Source organism: Marinobacter oulmenensis (assembly GCF_014201735.1).
GTDB classification, from domain to species: domain Bacteria; phylum Pseudomonadota; class Gammaproteobacteria; order Pseudomonadales; family Oleiphilaceae; genus Marinobacter; species Marinobacter oulmenensis.
The window spans coordinates 562719-583283 of the sequence record NZ_JACHFE010000002.1; the positions used below are offsets into that span (position 1 = coordinate 562719).

The following is a 20565-nucleotide window of genomic DNA, read 5'->3' on the forward strand; positions in this document are numbered from 1 at the left end:
TCTGGGATGCAGTCTGTTCAGGGAACAAGGAACCACATCAACCATGGAACGCCGAATCCGGATACTTCACGTCACCTTCAACATGGGATTTGGCGGCACGGAGCAGGTAATCCGCCAGCTCATCGGCAACCTGGCACCCGACTGTTTCGAATGTGAGATCGCCTGTATTGACGGTGGGCCGGGTGAAATCGGCCAACAGCTTGCCCGGGACAGGGGCATCGTAATCCATGCCAAACAACGAAAGCCCGGTTTTGATAAGGCTCTGGTGCGGTGGCTCCACGGAATCATCAGGAAGGGCAAGTTTGATGTTGTTCACGGCCATCAGTATTCGCCGTTTCTTTATGCATGGCTGGCACACTGGATGACCGGCACCCGCATGGTGTTCACCGAACACGGTCGTTTTCACCCTGACCGCCATCGCAAAAAAGCGCGCTTCATCAATCCGTTTATTGCCAGGAGCAGCCATGCCCTGGTGGCCATATCGGAAGCCACCAGAGAGGCTCTTGCTGAGTACGAATACATGCCACCCTCGAAAATTCAGGTTATCTACAACGGTATAGAACCACCATCACGGAATCCCGACAGGGAGAGGCAGATTCGGGCCGAATTGCAGCTTACTCCGGATGATATCGTGCTCGGCACCGTTGCCCGACTAGACCCGGTAAAAAACCAGGCCCTCTTGCTTACAGCCACACGAAGACTTCGGGATGAGGGCTATCCTGTCCGCCTGCTCCTTGTGGGTGACGGCCCGGAACGGGAGAAACTGGAGACACAGGCGCGGGAACTGTCCCTGGAGAAGTCGGTTGTATTCACCGGCTTCCAGGAGAATCCCGCTGACTATCTGGGCTTGATGGACGTTTTTCTCCTGCCCTCCTTTACCGAAGGGACTTCGATGACGCTACTGGAAGCGATGAGCCTGGGCGTTCCTGTTATTGCCAGTCGCGTTGGCGGAACGCCGGAAATCGTCGAGCACGAAAAAACCGGCTTTCTGTTCGACAGCGGGGACGAGGACGGGTTGCTCAAGGCAGTGAAAACTCTGCTCGATGATCCGGAAGCGAAACGTCAGATGACGACATCGGCCTGGAAACGCTTCCAGCAAAGATTCTCAGCCCGTCAGATGGCTGATCAGTATCAATCTCTCTATCTGGTGGGGCGATGATCCATGTGCTGATACTGTTCACGGCCAGTACGGTTGCTATCGTAGCGGTGCGTCACCTGATCAGAACGCGGGTAAAGCCTGTTGATCAATGGTCCCTTGACGTCCAGATACCCGAATCCTTTGGCCAGTACGACAAAGAACTGCTGGCCTCCACCTCAAAAGAACACCTGAGGGAATCGGACTACCAGGCAATCCTTGAATATCTGCTCATGGGGATAGATGCCTACCGTAGCCCGCACCATGCCCGCATTATCTACCCCGGAGTCTCCGGTTCCAGAGGCAGCGTAATCGAAGGCCTGGAGGGCTACGCCAGGACGGCCCCATTGCTGGCAACGTGGGTGGCGTCCGGGCGACCGGAAACAGTGTCCCTGCCCAACGGAAACCCGTTCAATCTGAAAAAGCATCTGCTGCATGGTCTGAAGGCCGGGACCCAGCCAGAATCCCCGGAATACTGGGGAGATATCACAGACCTGGACCAGCGGATCGTCGAAGCTGCAGATATAGGCCTCGTCCTTTGGCTACTGAAGGACCAGCTCCACACGGAGCTCACTGGAAGGCAACTTGATCAGGCTCTTTCATGGATCAGCCAGATCAACGGAAAACAGATCTACGGCGGCAACTGGTTGCTGTTCCGGATAATCGTTAACGCTGTTCTTCGGGATTTCGGCTGGGAAGGTCTGGAGCGCGATATCGCAGATGACTACCGTGAGTTCAAGTCCTTCTATGTTGGGGAGGGCTGGTTTACCGATGGCATGGGTGGCGCCATTGATTACTACAATGTCTGGCAGATGCAGTACATGCTGTTCTGGCTGGACCGGATCGCCCCATCCACGGATCCTGACTTTCTGAATGGCGTGTTCTCAGAGTTTGCCTCAAATTATCAGTACTTTATCGGAACTGAGGGAATTCCCATCTTTGGGCGGAGTTGTTGCTATCGCCTGGCAGCGGCCACCCCGTTAATCATCATGGCCCATCGATCACCTGCGTCCTGGAGCTCCATCGCCCGACGGGCGCTGGAAACTACATGGCTGTATTTTATAAAGCACGGCGCCCTGCGCAGTGGAGGGATCAGCCAAGGCTACCATGGTGACGACGAGGATCTTCTGGAAAACTACAGCGGCAGAGCCAGTCCGTTCTGGTCTCTGCGGTCCCTGGCTCTGGCATTCCTTCTGCCACCAGACCACGAATTCTGGTGCGGGGAACCAGGCTCGTTACCCGTTGAAAAGGCGGATTACCGGATCTCGGTTGGAAGCATCAATGCCACCGTTATCGGCGAAAAAGCCACCGGGGACATCACGGTAGCCTTCAATAGCAGGAACAAAGATAGTCGAAACAGGCCAGGCCCACCGCCATTCAGGCGAATGTCAGTGTTGCGCAGGCAGTTGCAGAGGCTCCTGAAACGGCCGCTAAGAATCGAGAACTACGAGGCAAAGTATCAACAGCCCGAGTACTACTCCGCCAAACCTTTTTTTGAGCAAAGCACGGACTCACCAACACCAGGGAACCGTAGATGCGCACCGTGACCATCATTATACCCACCTATAACAGGCTCCAGGACCTGCTCCTCACCCTGCCCCAGGTGGTGGCAATCATGGACGAAAACTGTGAGCTGATCGTCTTCGACCAGTCGAACAGCTATGCGCCCGAAGAATACCAGCAACAGCTTGACGGTATTCTTGGTAGAGTAAATGCCCGTTACGTGCATTGCCGGATCCCATCACTGCCATTGGCCTGGAATACAGCGGCAAAACTCGCCACCGGGGAGATCGTGCTTTTTCTCGATGATGACATCGATATCCATGACAACCTGATTGATATCCACCGGCAACACTATGAAGAAAAGCCCGACATTGTGGGCGTTGCCGGCGCCTACTATGCCGGCTCAGAAAACCGTCCCTGGATCCCGTCAGAACGCAATGGCAGGGCTGTTACTCTGGCCGGCGTTAACTGCTCTTTCCGACGGCAGGTTTTCCTAGACGCCGGCAGCGTATCCAGTTTTATCAAACCCTTTGCCCCGATCGACTGGGAAATCGCCGAACATGTCTCCGACCATTTCGGAAGGCTGGCGGTTGGCGCAGACGCAAGGGTCTTCCACCGGGCCCCTGCCGAAGGTGGTTGTGAAAACCAGGCAGCCAGGGGCATTGACTGGTACTACGGCTCTTACCACAACCATATCCTGTGGGCGCTGCATCGCCGGTATCCGCAGAAACTGATCCATTTTCCACGACACTTCTACGTCTTAATGAAGTACTGCCTGCCGGGGAGGCAACTGCTGTTGACGAAAGCTTATTGGACCGGCGCCGTCATCCGGGCACTGAAAGATGCCGGTAGAACCTACCGGCAGGATGGGAAAAAGCGGCGCCATGACACTATTACGGACAGCGATGCATATCGCATTGTTGCGCAATACCAGCATCAATCGTCGTGACCGGGGAGAGGCCTGACATGCATTATCCAGAAGGAATGGCTATGCCGTTCTCCGGTGCCGGGCTTGGCGGCCTATGATCCGTGTTCTCAAGAGTTCCTCGCTACTGGTATTGCAACGCCTGGCGCAACGACTTATCGGCATTGTCAGCACGATCATTCTGGCACGCCTTCTCACCCCCGAGGATTTCGGTATCGTCGCCAAAGCCATGCTGGTGCTCTGGTTCGCACAGACCCTCTGTGACGCCAGCACCGAGGCTTACATTCTCCAGCAGAAACGAATCAGGCGGGCTGACCTCAATTCATCCTGGACGCTGGACCTGATTCTGAAATCCGGGGCGTTTCTCTTCATGTGTCTGGCAGCCCCTCTGATCGCAAATTTCCAGAACCAACCGGAGCTGACGCTGATCATCGCTGTGACCGGCAGCACCATTGTCCTTGAGGCACTCAAAAACCCGGTGTTCATGATCTTCAAGCGGCGACAACGATACGAAGTAGTGGTCAAACTCTTTGTTGCAGCCAAGGTGGCTGCGCTGTTCATCTCGATACCGATCGCCTACATCTATGAAAGCTACTGGAGCATCATTCTCGCGCAGGTCTTCGCCGAACTCTTCCTGACGGTCATGTCCTACCGAGTTTCCGGTTACCGACCAAGCCTGTGTTTCCGGAAAATCCCGGAGCAGTGGCATTTTTCAAAGTGGTTGATCCCCCGGTCCATGCTCGGATATTTCCGCAATCATCTGGACACCTTGCTGGTCAGCGCGCATTACGGGCAGTCCGAACTGGGCGCATACAACAACATGAAATATTTTGCCTCCATCCCCATGTTGCAGTTTCTGTCGCCATTGATGGAACCTCTGCACGTGGAACTGGGCAAGGTAGGAGACGACGTTCGCGAGTTCCGTTACCAGTCGGATCTCACCTTCCGCCTGATTGCGATTCTCGCGGCCACTGTGGTCGGTTTTCTCTATGTGACAGCCGAGCCCATCGTCCAGCTTGTACTGGGCGACCAATGGACACCGTTCAGCACACTCTTCAGTTACTTTGCCCTGCTGACCATTCCTTTTGTTTTTATCAACCAGTCCTTCCGGATACTGATGGTGGCCAACCGGACAAACTATATTTTCATCTACGAACTGATCAGCACCACAATCATTGGCCTGGTCCTGATTCTGGCCGCCGACCTTTCCATTGAAAACTTCATTCTCATCAAGGTGTTGATGGAGATCGTTCTATCCATTGCACTGTATGTCTATGCCTACCGCAGGACCATGGCAGCTACCCCTCTGGGTAATACCCTGTATTTCTCCGGTCTGTGCGTTCTCGGTGTAACCATCACCGGGTGGACGGCCGATCATCTGATCACCAGCAGCGGCACCCTTCCAAGCATCATCCTGAATGGCCTGTACGCCGGCCTTTTTCTCATTGTGGCTTGTGGTGGTTCCTATCTGTTTGTTTTCGGCAGTCGGGAGCGCAAGCTGTTCGGCAAAATCAGTCGGTCGCTGCTACGAAAATAGTCTGGGGTCAACTGCTGACCCTGACCGTCTTTGCCGGCACAATCCTGTCGCGGAGGCTGAGGAAGGGCAATTCCACTGTACGGTAGAGCACCTCAGCGATCATCAGGGACAGTCCGAAAACCAGGCCATAATAGATAAGAAACGGTACAGGCAGGTCCAGCCGGTTAATCAGGGCAATGGCTTCCGGATGCAGCAGGTACAAAGCGTAGGATCTTGTCGCAATATAGTGGGCACCGGGAATATGCCAGTACGCCTTACCGGAGGTTGTGACGGCAAACACGAGCCAACCCGAGAACACCAGCGCCCTCTCAATGATATCGGGATCCGATATCAACGGCAGCGGGACATAACGCTGGAAAAAATAGAGCGCAAACATAACGGTTGAAAGGCCAAACAGGGCCGCCGAGTGTTTTTCGAGAAACCGCCATACATCCACATGCTGATTTTTCAGGTAAGCGAGCAGTACTCCTGCGATACAACCATCAATACGAATATGGGTCTGGTATTCGTTGTCATACCAGCCCAATAAACGAAAAATCCCCGGGGTGGCCAGAAATGCCAGCAAAATTGCCAGTCTGACAGAGGGTCTGAAACGCCAGATCAGGAAGACAACCGGAGCGACAAGCAGATAAAACTGCTCCTCGACCGCCAGGGACCAGCTAACGTGGAAGATTTCAAAGGGCTGGTTGTAGTTCTGGACAAAAACAAGGTAATCAAGCGGCAGATGCCAGTTTTCCTTCGTTATCAGTTGCTGAAAACTGACAAACCCCAGCACAGCATAGTAGGCAGGCAGTGTTCGGATCCAACGTCGGTACCAGAACCGTCGGATATCAATCGAGTTGGTATTGGCCACCTCCCTGAACAGTTGACCGCCAAGCAACCAACCGGACAAAACAAAAAACAAATCGACACCGATCCCTCCGAGTTGAAGTGGTGCCAATGAGGCCGGAGCGCCGAAACCCAGGATGATGTGCGCTGTCATGACCAGAATGATGGCCAGGCTGCGCAAAACATCTAAAGAGGTTAAACGTCCACTCATCTGTTCTTTGCGTCCCTTAGGCACGGCAAGTCGGTTGTAGCCGGCAGCCCCCTGTACCCAAAGGCCATTGTTTTATTGAGTCTGGATTAAAGACGGAGGTTTGGGCCGGCTTCCCAACCCCAGGGAATACGCCAGAATAACGGGTGCACTTTCATAGCGGCTCTGAATCTGATCAGCGCGATTAAGCATCAGGTAAAGCCGGTTGGACTCCGAGCTGAAGCTGGCTCCAACGATAGTCTTTGGAACCGACGACTGCTCCTGGAACGGAAGCTTTATTTCACCGTATTCGTAGGGTCTGACCTCGTATGGGCGCCTTTCGCCCCGGGCTACGGCAGCCATCTCGTTGATATCAAAGAACCAGTAGTAATTATAGACATCGGCTGCCTCATACGGACAAGGGCCACCACAGAGGTGGCCGTTGTCCTGGGTGATCTTATAGCCGATGCCGGAATTATGGCCTCCGGAGGTCCCGAATACGGCGTACGTATCTGTTTCAGGGACAACAAACCCGATATAGGCGGCGGAAACCTCTGTCCAGAGATCGTTCTGACCGGATTTATTGTAAAGATCCTCAGCAATAGGATTATCAATGGAATAGTCAATCAGTGGGAAAGCCGGAATCGTATCTCCCGGCTGACTATCCAGAACCCGCTTCAAGCTGACACCGAAGGCGCTGGGGCCCATTGAGCTTCTCGAATTAATGGCGTAGTTGCTGGCATACCCAAAAATCATGTCGCCTTCAAACAGGTCCCGATAGGTTGGCGGCAGGTCTGTCATCCATCCAGCGGCGTGGGCTCTTGCCTCAAGCTTCAGGAAGCCAGTTACAGGGCTTTTCGACAATGCCGACGCATCTTCAATAACAAATGTGGTGTCGGTGTTATTGCCTTCACCATCGTAATACTGGATACCATTAACAATGAGCTTCTGATCGCTGTACCGAAGTCCGGTTATACGATTAATGTTATCGGGATTCCCCGTGGGCATCCTGTCCAGAAAGGTCACAAAAGGCTGCCGATTCTGCGCGATGGGGAGATCCGCAAGCTGACGGCTACCCGACAGCTTCGGCAAAGTGAACTCGGCGATTGCCTGGTGCTGCGAATGCCCTACCACGTAAATCGAATTTCGGGCCTCGGAAACGGTAAAGGTGCCCTCCGTGTAGGCAATGCGACTGTCGCCATAGGTTCCCAGAGAAATCCGTGTCGCGCCCTCGTAGGACAGGTCACTGATCGAAAAAAGCCCCTCAGCAACCGAGGTCAATGGAGCCCCCCAAACCAGCAGCAGGCCAATAAAGATGCTCTTTTTCATGGTGACTCTCCCATGTCCAGATAGCAGAAAAAGTATAGTCAATGCCTCGTGTAATGCCTGTGTTTTCAGTCGGGACCGACACTCTTGTGTATATTTTTATCGAATGACAGCACCTGAGTTATACAGTCTCAGAAGGAACGCCCTTTTTAGTTCTCCTGTTTGGAATCAACCCATCGCTCCCAAGCCACGAGATTGATCATCAGCATGAGATAGAACGGCTCAAAAATGACGAGGTCTAGAAATATCGAGCATACGAAAAAAGTCAGCACGGAAATCGAGGATGACAAAAGCACATAGCTTGAAAAATCCAGTGCCTCATACGCGGTGGCTCGCATTCTGCGAAACCGCCGGAAGACGGTGAAGATCAGTGCCAGGAAAAGTCCGCCGGTGATAACACCGGAATTAACCGAGAAATTCAGAAACGTATTATGGGCAACGTGTGGAGTTTCCCCCGGAAAGTGCGCCTGCGACGCTGCCTCGAATTTCTGCACCCCTGCTCCGAACACCGGATATTCCGGAATCAGTTTCAGACCCACGGTCCAGGACACAATGCGCGGGTTAATCGGTTGTTCCGGTTCAATGCTGGCGTGCTCAACCGTATCTGTTGCCCGGTTAAGCACCAGAGCCCCCTGATAGGAAATGAACAGCGCAAAGGATATGCCGAGGACCAGATTGACCTTCCTGGACCTCACGATGTACGAAATCAGCACAATCATGACGACGGAGGCAAGCAGTGCCGCTCTGGAACTGAACAGGATCAGGGAGTGCCAAGCAAAAATCACCACCAGGGCAAAAATGGCCTTCATCATCCAGCTTTTGATTCTGGGGAAGATCAGAATCAGGAAAGGCAATGTCATCAGCACCAGAACAGACAGGGCATTTCCGTCAGCATAGGGGCTCAACCTTGGGCCGTTCAGACGGTTATTGGAGAACAGGTGCCACTGCTGGGTGAAGTAGGCGGAGTTGGACCAGTAGATGTAGTAGAGGCCAACCAGGACGAAGACGTAGCAGACATACTTCAGCGGCTTTTCAGCCCTGAAGAACGGAAGCAGAACAAAGTACATGATGAAGATTGAATTCATGGTATCGAGTACCACGCGCGGTGAAACTGACACCGCCGCATCCGGGAAGGATGACAGGAGATGGGAAAGGTGCATCCAGATCCAGATACCGATCAACATGTAGTTCTGGGGGCTTTTGTAGATGTCCAGACTGACCTTGCCCTGCAGCCTGGCGAATACCAGACCGAGAATGGCTAGCCCCGCAGTAATCTTGTAGATAGGAATACCATCAAAAATCCATGGCCACAGGTACTGGGGCTGAAGCAAGCTGTTGAATACATAGGCCAGCCCCGATAGCCAGGGGGCAAAAAACAGAGACAGACCTGTGAGTACGATCAGCAGGAGCAGTAAAAGCCGGCCCATGTCAGTTCCCCTTTCCCGGAAGGGCCTGATCGGCCATACAACCGTAAAGCGCCCCGATCTTTTCCCGAAAAACATCAAGGGCGAAATTCTGCTCAACCCGCTTCCGGGCAGCCATCCCCAGATGCTCCGTCAGAGCGGTATCTCCGAGCAATTGCGCGATGCCACGAGCGAGCTCGGAAGGCATTCGGGGCGAAACGAGAACCCCCGACTCGCCGTCGACAATCGCCTCAGGTATGCCGTTAACATCCGTGGATACAATCGCTTTTCCACAGGCCATGGCTTCGAGGATGGATATCGGGAAAGCTTCTTCATGGGAGGCGCAGACCACCAGATCAAGCTCGTTCAGGTAGTTCCGGACGTTATCGACCTGGCCGTGAAACACAACAACATCCTCAAGCCCCAGGTTGCTCACCAGTTCCCTCAGGGCAGGCTCCCGCGATTCACCAAAAAGATCGCCACCCAGAACATGAAGCCGGATGTCCGGGTGATCCGGTCTAAGTAGGCTGATCGCCTCGATCAGATCCTGGTGGCCTTTGCGTTCCTGGAGGTTGGCAATGATGCCAATGTTGAAAGTGGCGTCTGATAGCAAGCGGCTGGCAGCTTCAAAGGGCACAAAGCGTTGGGTATCCACACCGTTATGGATAATGTGGTGCTCGGCCCGGGGCAGTATGGCCCGTGTCCGGGGACGGACATGGTCGTGGAGGTCTTTGCTGCAATAGACAAAGTGGCAGGTCACCGGCTGGGTACGGAAAATCCAGGCCAGCGCACTCTCCTGCACCGGAAAATGAACGTGACACACCAACGGAATCCGGTAACGGTTGGCCGCACGGATCAACGTGCGGGTCACAAACAGGTCCCCGGTGTGGATCAGGTCGATCTGCTGCTCTGCCAGAAAGCGGAGCCATTGCCGATGACCGGCAAAACTCGCCAGAGGGTGTCGCAGGTCGGGCTGCCGGATGTCCAGTACGTGGGTACTGGCCCCCAGTGCCCGGGCCTGTTCCGGGAAGGTTCCGTCCTCCGGCGTAACCAGCAGGGGCTGGTCAGTTGCAGGATCCAGCCCGGCAATGATATCGAGGGTGACCCGTTCGGCACCACCGATCTTGCCAACATTATGAACATACAGCACTCTCATGAAGGCGCTCCGGATGGCGATGCCAGCTTTTTGCCAAGCCGCCGGACAATCCTGGCGCGCAAAGGCGCGAGTTTCCCGAGCGAACGCAGGCTCAGCCCTTTTTCCAGAATCGTCCGATTGATCGGCTCCATCGTTTCGGGCCAGTCCACAAACGGCAGGGCATCCAGGTAAGGTTCCTGCAACTGCCCTGCCTTGTAGCGGCAGATCCGGTTGATATAGAGCCTTATATGGTCCGGTTTCCACGGTTTCAGGCTTTCAAACCGGTAGCCTACACCGGCCACAAACGTCACTCGTCCCCGATAATCGTCTTTGGCGTATTCCAGATTATCGTTCACCAGCTTGGTGATCTGGGCATCGATCCAGCTCAGCCCCACCGGCAGCCGGATCCCCTGCCCTTTCAGGCGCTGCAGGAACTCATGGGTCAGGCCATAGAGGTTACCGAAGAGGCATGAGTATTGGGTTGCCAGCTCCAGATATTGCGGCGCATTCCTACCGGAGCACGGCAGGCCCGTTACCGCATTCATGCCCGGGGACTGTGTCAACTGGCCATAAAGCTGTGGAAACGCCCGGTCGGAAAAAGTCACATCACTGTCCACGAAGAAGTGGACATCGGCTTCCGGCAAGTGATCATACACATAGGTATTCCACGCGTTGCACTTGTCGCCGAGAGCCAGTTCGATCACCTGGTGGGGCACTTCCCAGGCCTGCATCGCCTGCCGGGCTACATCGGCGGTTTTGTCGGTACAGCCGTTCGCCACAACGGTCACCTTAACCAAAGCGTCGTCGGTTGCAGCCCGGATGCTGGCCAGGGTTTGGCCGAGGTTGGCTTCCTCGTTAAAGGCAAAGGTGACGACGGAATAACCTGCCATTAGCTGACACCCCCGAGTTCACGAAACAGCTCCTGCGCCTTGCGCGTGTGCGATGACCAGGTGAAGTTATCGAGAACGTGCAAACGGCAGGCATCGGGCTGAAATGCGCCCCGTTCCATGTCCCGCTGCATTGTGCTCACGGCCCGGGCGATGGTGAGAGGATCGGTGCAGTCGGCAATCAGCCCGGTCTGCCCCTGTACCATGGTTTCGGAGGTGCCTCCGGAATCCCCGGCAATCACAGGTTTGCCGCAAGCCTGGGCTTCCACCAGAACCATGCCAAACCCCTCGATATCATTGCCGTCGGTTCGGTTCGGCAAAATGAACAGATCGCATTGCTGGTAACATTTCACCAGGTCGCTGTCGTCTATATCCTGAAGGAACTGGACATGCTCCTGCAGACTCAGGCGCTCGACCGTGGCCTGAAGTTCAGGGTAAGTGTCGCCCTGGCCCACAATGGCGTAGAGGAAATCCGGCACCTCCCGGATCAGCTCCGGGATCGCCTCGATCATTCGGTCGTGGCCTTTGCGTCGCTGAAGACGCCCCACCGTCAGACAGACAAAGCGCCCCTGCCATCCCGAGCGTTGCCGGAATCCGGTATCAGCCGCGACCGGGATAAAGGTCTGCTCATCCACTCCCGGATTGAGCACCCTTATTCTCTCCCGGGGCACCTGCCAGTAATCCGTCAGCAAAGACTGGGTATTGAGGCTGTTACAGACCAGACGCTCGGCACCGCCCAGCACTCTCCGGACAATCCAGGTCAGTTCACGGCTGGTACGGGCAACCTCAATATCCTCGCCATGGACATAACACACCAGCGGTTTGCCAAGCAGCCGGGCCAGAATAAGCCCGATAAAGCCCTCCGGGATGGCCCTGCCGCAATGGATCTGGGCGAGATCCTTTGGCCGAAGCCTGAAAACACGCCAGAGCGTACGCAGATAAAACAAAAGACCGGCCAGATTCAGCAGGCCCCAGTGCCGGGAGGACAGGTTGATGCGTCGGATAACCTGAGGAAACCCCGCATCCAGCTCATTATCCCGCCCGGTATCGTTGATACCGGTAATGATCGTCACCGACTGCTCCGGCAACCGCCGGTACAGTTCGTGAAACCAGCGACCGCTGCCGCCGTGCCTGGGCGGGAAAATCTCACTGATAAGGAGAATCGACATATCCGACGTCTGTTCCTGTCACGTATCCATCAGGGCAACGCGTTCATCCGCCATCGCTGGCGCTTCTGCCGTTGCTGTATTGAAAGTGTTCTGCCACCACAACTCGTACATCAGCAGGCTCCAGAGCAGTGACGAGTGATCAAAGCCACCGCTCTGATGCTGGTTCCAGATCGTCCGGATGCTTTCCGGCCGAAACAGTTCACCAAGCCCTTCGCCCCTCTCCAGCATGACGCCCTCCGCCAGGGATTTGAGCGGCCCACGGAACCAGCCGGCCAAGGGTGTGGAGAACCCCATTTTTGGCCGATTCAGGATCTCCCGGGGCAACAGCGGTTCCAGGGCCTGGCGCAGAACCACTTTCTTTTCACCGCCGTTGAATTTCAGGCTGGACGGCAACTGGTTGGCAAACTCGATAATGCGGTAGTCCAGCAACGGGGAACGCAGTTCCAGAGAGTTGGCCATACTCATGCGGTCGGCCTTGAACAGAATGTCCCCGGGCAGGAAGGTGGTCATGTCGGTGTAGAGAATCCGTGACAGATGATCCGGCCCGTCACAACGGTGATAGGCCGCTTCGGTCAGCTCCGACGGGTGGTAATCCCCCAACTGCCGGCGAAAGTCATCGGTTATCAGAGCCTGCCAGAGGTGTTCATCCAGAAAACTGTTGGTGACATAAAACGCCTTGGCCGGGTCAAGACTCAGACTCTGCATCAGTGACCCCGCCCGCCTCAGCCAACGTGAAGGCACTTTCCTCAGCATCGGGGCCAACTCTCCCATGACACGCCGTGCAGCCGACGGAAACCGCCGCCTGAGTCTCTGCTCCTGCCAATCCTTCACGTATTTCTGGTAGCCGGCAAACACTTCATCGCCGCCGTCACCGGTCAGGGCGACGGTGACATCCTGTCGGGCCAACTCGGAAACCAGGAAGGTCGGCACCAGGCTTGGATCGGCGAAGGGTTCATCGAGAAAACGGCAGATATCAAGCAGACGGTCCTCGACGCCATCACGGACCGTATGCACTCTGTGATCCGTCTGATATTGCCGGGCCACGGCATCGGCGTACTGGCTTTCGTCGAATGCCTCGTCGGAAAAACCGATGGAACAGGTAGTGACGGTCTTCCCGTTACGGGCCATCAGCGCCACAATCCCACTGGAGTCTACCCCGCCACTCAGAAAAGCCCCCAACGGCACGTCGCTGACCATGCGTTGATCGGTGGCCTCCTGAAGCAGATCGAGCAAACGGTCGCGCGCCTGCTCTGCACCAATACTGGCCGGCTCCCCCATGTCGGGCGTCCAGTACCGCCGGGTATGAATCTGTCCTTCGGGTGTCCGACGCAGATGGCTGCCGGGCTCCAGCTTGTGGATACCCTCGAAGATGGTTTTAGGCTCCGGGATATACTGGTAGGCAAAGAAATCATGAACGGCATCGGCGCGTATCCGTCTGGGCATATCCGGGTATTCCAGCAGGGCCTTCAGCTCTGATGCGAACACCAGTTCTCCATCCTTCTCGGCGTAGTACAGCGGTTTTTTACCGATGCGATCACGCACCAGGTCCAGCGTACCCGACTGGTTATCCCAGAAGGCCAGAGCAAACATGCCATTGAGCCTGTCGATTGCCGTCGGACCTTCACGGGCCATCAGATGCAGTACGACTTCGGTGTCGGTGCCGGTGCGAAAGCGGACTCCGGCCTCAACCAGTTCCTGACGCAGGCCCTGGTAGTTATAGATTTCGCCATTGAAAACCAGGGCGTAGCGACCATCCTCCGAGATAAACGGCTGATTGCCGGCCGGCCCCGGGTCAATGATACTCAGCCTGGCGTGACCAAAAACCGCGCCGCGGAGCAACTCCGCCCCCTGGGCATCCGGGCCGCGATGGCGGATCGCCTCGACCATGGCCTGAGCCGTCGCGAGCTGGCTATCACCGGCCTGTGAAGTCGTAAATCCTGCTATTCCGCACATGTCCGTTGCACCTATAGGGAAATGTGTTTGCGCAATACCGGCCCGATGGCATTCGCCATGCCCAGAGGCATCCGTCGCCAGGCCCCGGCCACCAACTCTCTCACCCTGCCGGAGCCTGCCTGACCGGAGGCTTCCGGAGCAGCCAGCAGGTCCGTCCATTCGAGCCTGTACGGCTGAGCGCCCCACTGGCGTTTGAACCGAAACGTGCCCTCGCCCCAGGTCGACCGGCCAAAATCAAAGACCCTGACTCCGTCATTGGCACAGGCTTCCAGGAATGCCCAGTACAACAGCATGTTGGGCGCCAGCCGGTTGTATTCCGATAACGAGGACGCCCAGGGAATGGCCGCCCGTGGGCCGTTGCGCAGGACAATCCCACCCGCCACAGGCTGCTCATTCAGATAGGTAACGGCCACCAGGGCCTTGGCGCCAAAAGCCCGCCCCACCGCCTGAAAGAAGGCACGGCTATGAACGGGTGATCCCAGGGCGTGCATGTTGCAGCAGAACACCTGATAGAAGTCATTGATCAGCACCTCGTTATTACCAAGCATTACTCGGCAGCCGTTTTTTTCAGCCTTCCGGATCTGGCTGCGAAGCTTTGGACGAAACGCCGCCATCTGACGCTCTCCCCCCTCCTCCAGGGCCAGCAACATGCTGACTTTCTGTCCATGCAATGCTGCCGTTTGGGAGTCGTCGGCAACCCTCGCCACAGGATCACGTGACCGGATTTCCAGAGATCGGCACCCCAGTGCCCTCGACATTGCCAGCGCCTGTTCTTCAAGCAGCCAGAAATACCGTGAATCACCAATCGGACCTCCCAGGTCACAGAAAGGCAGGCTGATCAGAGCGCCCGGCAACAGAGGCCTGGCCATATGCACCAGCGGCAGCAGCGCGCACAGGGCGCCACGGTCCTCTACCGCCAACGCCAGGACGTCGTGCCCATAGCTCTCACTGACGGCTTCGAGCCAGTCGTAGCGATGATAGGGAGTGGAATGATCGAGGCTCTCGACGCATCGGTTCCACTCCGCCTTCCGCTCCGGTGGTATAATGACAACCTCAGTCATGCTCCTTCAGCACTCCTTCATCTCTGAGTTGCCAGGCGGCTTCGGAAATCGTGACCGGCTTTAGATCACATTCGGACCGCAGAAACGCCACCACCTGGTCAATCCGCTCCATCAGCCTGTGCTTGTCCGTGTCTGAGCGAACGTAACGGGTGGATCCAGGCAGCAGGCTGGAACTGTGCAGATACATATGGATGACCGGACACCCCTGATCCAGCACCTGCTGGCACAGGGCGATCATATCCCGGGCAGATGACAATTCCGGACTGAGATAGATTTTCCGGTGCAGACCCAGCTTCCACAGGATGCCGATCACATGAAAGTGGGCCCAGGCAGGGCGTTCCAGACGCTTGTGCAGTCGCTGGGCCTGGTCAAAGGGGCGATGATTGAAACCGGCCGTTACCGGCAACTCGATCAATTCCGGTTCCGTCTTCAGGTACGACATGGCCATGGGCCAGCTGTCGTACCGGGTACAACTGAACCAGTCATTCTCATAGAAAGGATAGATGCTTGAATCGACACTGTATCCCTGGTCTGCCAGCACCTTGAGGATCGCGTCGTTGATCCCCCAGCGACCGGACCTGAAAGCCGTTGGCTGCTGGCCGGTCAGATCCCTCAACCGGGCCGTCAATGATTCCAGTTGTGCTGAGACCACCTCAATCGGCAGGTTGACGATGTGGGAGTCCGCTTCAGCATTGACCGGGACCACCGGTGGCGTCACCCAGGGGTGAAGATGGGCGCCAAACTCCACATCCTGATAGCGGTTATACAGGTTCTCGAGAATCTGCCGGGACTCGTCATTCTCCAGAACGGCATAGTCCAGAAAATAACTGCCCCTGAGGCCCTGTTCATTAATCCGATCGTGAAACTCGGGCAAGTGGCCCACATTGTCCACTGAGATCACCTTGTTGGGGAATGGACCGTCCCAGTCCCATTCCTCCTCGGTATCCACACTCAGCACAAAACGGACATTACGCATGGCTGGCCACCTGCCGGGACATCAGATCGTGGTACAGGCTGGCGTAACTGGCGGCCATCGCGGATGCGGAAAACCGCTGGTATACCCAGTTGCGGCCTGCCCCGGCCAATTCGCTCCGCTTGGCCGGGGCTGCCGCCAATTCAGACCAGGCCCGGGACAGTGCCAGGGTATCGCCATTGCTGACCAGTACGCCGGTACGCCCGTTATCCACCAACTGATCCACCCCCGGGATGTCAAAAGCGGTCACACAGACATCGGCCGCCATGGCTTCCATCAGGCAACGGGGAATACCTTCCAGTGAGGACGTCAGGGCAAAGACATCGAAGGTCGGAAGGAAGCCAAGGCGGTCGTCCCGGAATCCCAGGAACTCAACCGCGCCGCTGATGCCGAGTTCGCTGGAGCGATGTTCCAGGCCCGACCGTTCTTCACCATCACCAATCAGCACCAGGCGGGAACGGGGATGGCGGCCATAAAAATGAGCAAAAGCTTCCAGGGTTGCTGTCAGGTTCTTGCGACTGATCAGTTGGCCAATGTAGCCAATGGTAAAGAGGCTATCCCGGCGTGGCTCGGGCTTCACCAGGGCACGCTCCACTTCTCCCAGATCGACCCCGTTGTCAATCTGGCGTATCCGGCGGGCGTCAACCTGATACCGTTGGATCAGTTCGCGGGCAATATCACCGGAGAGCGGGCAGACTCGATCAAACCAGTGAAAACTCTTGCCACCCAGCCACATGTAGGTTTTCAGACGCCAGTCATTGGCATTTTCAAAACCATGGGGCGTACATACGGAAACCACGCCGGCAAGGCGGGCAGCGGCCACGCCGAGAATGTCCGACTTGTATCCATGGCTATGAAGAACATCAATCCGGTGTTCTTTCAACAGAGTCACTAGCCGTGCAATTACTCTCAGGTCGAATTTCGACCCCATCGGAACCCGATGATGATAACGGGCCGCCAGGCTGGTCCTCTCCAGCACCTCATCCGAGGCACCCGGCTCGTCAGTGATCGCCAGATGATACTCAATGTTCGGGTCGTCATTGGCACCCACCAGCGCGTTGACCCAGCGCTCGGCACCGTAATATCCAGTAGGACAGATAAGATGAAGAACTTTGACACTCATTCCGTGAGCTTCCTTCTGAACAGATGCCTTGCACCCTTCAGGGTGCCAATGGAACGGGCTGTGAAATAAACCAGATAGAACAACAACAGAAAGTATAGCGGCTGCTGGTTCCGTGGATGGCGGTAGAGTCTCAGAGCATAGAGAACCGGAGGCATCACCAGCATGATGGCACCGGTCATCAGCCACACCGGTGCCAGTAGTCCCAGGACCAGGAAGAGGTAGGCACACAGCATCCAGAACGGCAGCAGGATACTGGGCCATTCCCGCAGCGGGATGGGCCGGCCAGCCATCGACATCAGGTTGCTTTCAGACCGCCAGATCTCTTTATGGAAGGTCTGGGCCAGCGACCGGTCCTCGCCCAGGTGCACATAGCCGCAGGCAGAGGTGTAAAAGAGTTCGCCAACGCCGGATAACTGGTCTGTGTAGTAATAGTCCTCACAGGTCTGCAGATACTCCGGGAAGCCCCCGACCCGTTCATTGGCCCATCGGTACACAAGCAGGTTGCGGCCCGGAAGGAACTGGACCGACTGATCCAGCGCCAGGTTACTCAGGGCGGTCCGCAGTTGCTCCACTTTTCCGGCGTGCCCCGATGGCTTCTGCATGGCACTCACCAGAACCCGGTCCGGATTCAATGACAGCAGCGGGACACAGGTTTCCAGCCAGTCCGGGTCCAGCTCAATGTCGGCGTCCAGGTAGGCAATCAGTGCGGCCGAGCCAGCCGCCGTTCCCAGGTTTCGCTGTTCCGAAATGGACGATGCGCCCGGGGCATGGATTACCCGCAGTAGTGGGTCAGCCGGCAAGGTCAGATCGCCGGTATTGCGGGTCACCACCGTGATGCTCGCAATCCGTTCCGGAACCGTTTGCCCGAGGATAGAATCCACCGTTTCCCGCAGCATCTCCGGCCGCCCCATGTGGGGGATAACAAAGTCCACTCGATCCATGGTCATTGCCCCCGCCCGGTTAGCCGGCTTTTCATCCAGCGCACTTCCTGAGTCAGGGAAAAGCCGGGCAAAGCCCGCCCGAGGTCTCTCAGGAAAAGACCTGCGGTACCCGGCCGCCGGAGAGTTCCCGGCTCCAGGTCAGTGAGCGGATAAGGGGATATATGGTTCTCAAGCACCCATTCCCGTACCCCGAGGTTCTGGGCCACAATGGCTCGAATCCGGGTGGTATGCCGCTCTGGCGAGCGGGTCAGGACGGACACACAGTACTGCCAGAAGGCTTCCGCCCGCTCCAGAAACTCCTCGGCCCTGTCCGGCGCAAAATAGGCGGCATAGTAAAGAACGTTTGCCTTTCGGATATCCTGAGCAGCCCAGGTGTCGGTCGGAAATTCCAGTGCTTCCGGATGATCCAGATACGGCTGTTCGTTTTTCAGGACCCAGTCGGCGTAATGGTTATAGCAGTGCCGGGCATAGGCATACCGTGCATCGTCCTGCTGCAGCTGTTCCTTGAGCACCAGATAACGGGCGAGCGCCTGCAGAAAAACGATATAGAACCAGTGATTCTCCGCGTCGGCCAGTTGCCGGGCGCCGGGGTCATCCTGTGGAGACACCGTCTGCTGGACCACCGCGTGCATTTCCCCGGTCAGGCTGGCATCTCCGGACACCAGGCAGGCATCAATCAGGGCATTCAGATAATTGCCCGTCCCCCGGTCCAGGGGATACTTGAATCCCTTCTCGATAAAGCCGATGTTGGTCAGTTGGCCGTTCTTGAGGTCCACGCTCGCCAATCGGTGCAGTCGGGCGAGGACACCGGGCGCACCGTTGTAGAAACAGCGTATCCAGTCCAGCAGGCCCAGTACGGTCTGGCGGTAGACAGGCTCGCCCGTCAACAGATAGCGCAGGGCCAGGCCACTGGTGTAACAGTGCTGTCCACCCGGGCCGCCGCCGCCCTGGTGTCCCTCATAAGCGTAAATGTGGTGTCTCGAATAGGTCCGGTGAGTGGCGGTCAGCGCCGGCAGGTAATGGTCGGTATGCCAGAACAGACCGTTGTTGTATTCGGCCTTGTCCCGGTCCGTCCGGTAAATATCGATATCAACCACGTGCCTGGCCAGGTCAGTCGCCAGTTCACTCCAGCGCGGATCGCCGGTGGCAAGATGGCGATGGGAGAACCCCCAGATCGGGTCGTACTGATTGTTGTAGTGGGACACGAAAATGCCGTCGCCGGGCTGGTTCAGCGCCTCATGGTCCGCATAGAGCTCGCCGAAATGACGCCAGCCGTATTCATCACAGGCTTCGCGCTTATCGAAAAAGGAATCCGGGCCATCCACTCCACTGCCCAGCAGGCGGGACAGTTCGTTATCCACAGACACCTGGTAACCGGGCAATACCCGGGTGCCATCAACCCAGCCTGGCTCATGAACAAAACAGGCCTCGGGTTGCGCGGGCCCGAGGTCACAACACCAGGTTTTTGATTCCCCCGGCTGCAATTCCGTGCGAGCAGAAAACAGCACCCACTCCGCTTGCCCGGGCTCAACAACCAGAGACGCGGGGAAATTTTGCCAGAACCGATGGGGCGTCAGGGTCAGAGTGTCGCTTTCTCCGGTCTGGAACGACACCCCGGGGCGCGCGCGCAGGCCCTGAACCGTCTCTGTTTCCGGCCCTCCGTCCAAGCGGAAACCACGTTCATGAACCGCGACTCCACCCTCACGATCAACATGAACGGGGGACTGCCAGTTCGGGCCACCACTGCCAAATTGATGCAGCTCACCGGTTTCCAGTGTGACCGGCCGTGCTAGCCCTTCCTCGGCGTCTTCGACAACGGTGAGCCGGGTCCCCTTCGCCTGGGTGCACTGGATGCAAAGCGCCAGGCGATCGATGTCGATGCTGTTTGGATCCCCCAGATCCCAGCAGCCACCCGGGTGTCGGCTGGCGGCCTGGTTATGGACGGTCAGCGTACAACGACTCTGGTTCGCCAGTGGCACCTGCATCAGCTCCAGACTGATCACCAGATCGGCCTGGCCATCCACCTCAAACAGCAAACGGTAACGGCTGGCGAGACTGCCCGACTCAACGCTCTGCGAGGCGAGCGCCAGGGGCCGCCAACGGCTGCCGATCATCAACCGTGGTTCAATCGCCAGCGCCTCCCCGACATGAACCCGGGAAGGGTTTTCGTCATCGACAAAAACGGCTCCATCAAGCGCAGAGGTTGCGCTGGCCTGAACACCCGCCTGGCCAGTCTGATCCCTGAGGAACAGCCTGCAGATCCGATCGGTCACGGCATCAACCAACAGCCACTGGGCAGAGTGGTCAGGCCAGTTTCTCAGGGGCTTCATATCAATATGGAGCAGCCCGCCATCCGGCGAATAAACCGACGGCAAGGCATGGGCGGGAAACTGCCCTGCCGGCAATGGCAACGCGAAGCGCAGCCATTGCTTTGTTCCGCCGGGGTTATCGACTCGACCGACCAGCATTCCAGGGTGTC

At 56.8% G+C, this 20565-nt stretch carries 16 protein-coding genes; 4 read left to right on the top strand and 12 right to left on the bottom strand.

What is annotated here, in order from left to right; genetic code table 11:
* The first annotated feature begins 82 nt into the window (after positions 1–82).
* The 4 genes from HNR38_RS05830 (at position 83) to HNR38_RS05845 (ending at position 5100) form a co-directional block, all read left to right on the top strand.
* Positions 83–1159, top strand: coding sequence for a glycosyltransferase (locus HNR38_RS05830; protein WP_246362493.1), 1077 nt, complete (start codon positions 83–85; stop codon positions 1157–1159).
* On the top strand, positions 1156–2682 hold the full coding sequence (locus HNR38_RS05835; protein ID WP_183700697.1) for a DUF2264 domain-containing protein: 1527 nt from the start codon (positions 1156–1158) through the stop codon (positions 2680–2682). The genes HNR38_RS05830 and HNR38_RS05835 overlap by 4 nt, the downstream gene beginning before the upstream one ends.
* Positions 2670–3587, top strand: a complete 918-nt coding sequence (locus HNR38_RS05840) for a glycosyltransferase family 2 protein (protein ID WP_183700699.1) — start codon at positions 2670–2672, stop codon at positions 3585–3587. The genes HNR38_RS05835 and HNR38_RS05840 overlap by 13 nt, the downstream gene beginning before the upstream one ends.
* 73 nt (positions 3588–3660) lie before the next feature.
* Complete coding sequence (locus HNR38_RS05845; protein ID WP_183700701.1) at positions 3661–5100, top strand: oligosaccharide flippase family protein; 1440 nt, start codon at positions 3661–3663, stop codon at positions 5098–5100.
* A gap of 7 nt (positions 5101–5107) precedes the next feature.
* Here HNR38_RS05845 and HNR38_RS05850 read toward each other — a convergent pair whose 3' ends face one another.
* The 12 genes from HNR38_RS05850 to HNR38_RS05905 all read right to left on the bottom strand — a co-directional run bounded on the left by HNR38_RS05850 (position 5108) and on the right by HNR38_RS05905 (position 20554).
* Positions 5108–6139: an acyltransferase family protein gene (locus HNR38_RS05850; RefSeq protein ID WP_183700703.1), complete on the bottom strand. Its 1032-nt coding sequence runs from the start codon at positions 6137–6139 to the stop codon at positions 5108–5110.
* Between the two features lie 72 nt (positions 6140–6211).
* Positions 6212–7444, bottom strand: a complete 1233-nt coding sequence (locus tag HNR38_RS05855; RefSeq protein ID WP_183700705.1) for a hypothetical protein — start codon at positions 7442–7444, stop codon at positions 6212–6214.
* Positions 7445–7590: 146 nt separating this feature from the next.
* Positions 7591–8868, bottom strand: a complete 1278-nt coding sequence (locus tag HNR38_RS05860; protein ID WP_183700707.1) for an O-antigen ligase family protein — start codon at positions 8866–8868, stop codon at positions 7591–7593.
* Position 8869: 1 nt separating this feature from the next.
* Positions 8870–10000, bottom strand: coding sequence for a glycosyltransferase (locus tag HNR38_RS05865; protein ID WP_183700709.1), 1131 nt, complete (start codon positions 9998–10000; stop codon positions 8870–8872).
* Positions 9997–10869, bottom strand: coding sequence for a glycosyltransferase family A protein (locus HNR38_RS05870; RefSeq protein ID WP_183700711.1), 873 nt, complete (start codon positions 10867–10869; stop codon positions 9997–9999). Before HNR38_RS05870 ends, HNR38_RS05865 begins: the two co-directional genes overlap by 4 nt.
* The gene (locus HNR38_RS05875; RefSeq protein WP_183700713.1) at positions 10869–12035 is read right to left on the bottom strand and encodes a glycosyltransferase family 4 protein; all 1167 of its coding nucleotides are present in this window, start codon (positions 12033–12035) and stop codon (positions 10869–10871) included. Before HNR38_RS05875 ends, HNR38_RS05870 begins: the two co-directional genes overlap by 1 nt.
* A gap of 18 nt (positions 12036–12053) precedes the next feature.
* Positions 12054–13988, bottom strand: coding sequence for an asparagine synthase (glutamine-hydrolyzing) (asnB, locus tag HNR38_RS05880; RefSeq protein ID WP_183700715.1), 1935 nt, complete (start codon positions 13986–13988; stop codon positions 12054–12056).
* A gap of 11 nt (positions 13989–13999) precedes the next feature.
* The gene (locus tag HNR38_RS05885; RefSeq protein WP_183700717.1) at positions 14000–15049 is read right to left on the bottom strand and encodes a GNAT family N-acetyltransferase; all 1050 of its coding nucleotides are present in this window, start codon (positions 15047–15049) and stop codon (positions 14000–14002) included.
* Entirely contained in the window at positions 15042–16025 is a 984-nt protein-coding gene (locus HNR38_RS05890; RefSeq protein ID WP_183700719.1) for a polysaccharide deacetylase family protein, read from the bottom strand. The genes HNR38_RS05885 and HNR38_RS05890 overlap by 8 nt, the downstream gene beginning before the upstream one ends.
* On the bottom strand, positions 16018–17145 hold the full coding sequence (locus HNR38_RS05895) for a glycosyltransferase (protein ID WP_183700721.1): 1128 nt from the start codon (positions 17143–17145) through the stop codon (positions 16018–16020). Before HNR38_RS05895 ends, HNR38_RS05890 begins: the two co-directional genes overlap by 8 nt.
* Positions 17142–18092 carry a glycosyltransferase family 2 protein gene (locus HNR38_RS05900; protein WP_246362399.1) on the bottom strand — a complete coding sequence of 317 codons (951 nt, stop codon included), beginning with the start codon at positions 18090–18092 and terminating at the stop codon, positions 17142–17144. Before HNR38_RS05900 ends, HNR38_RS05895 begins: the two co-directional genes overlap by 4 nt.
* Positions 18089–20554 carry a hypothetical protein gene (locus tag HNR38_RS05905; RefSeq protein ID WP_246362402.1) on the bottom strand — a complete coding sequence of 822 codons (2466 nt, stop codon included), beginning with the start codon at positions 20552–20554 and terminating at the stop codon, positions 18089–18091. The genes HNR38_RS05900 and HNR38_RS05905 overlap by 4 nt, the downstream gene beginning before the upstream one ends.
* Positions 20555–20565 lie beyond the last annotated feature (11 nt).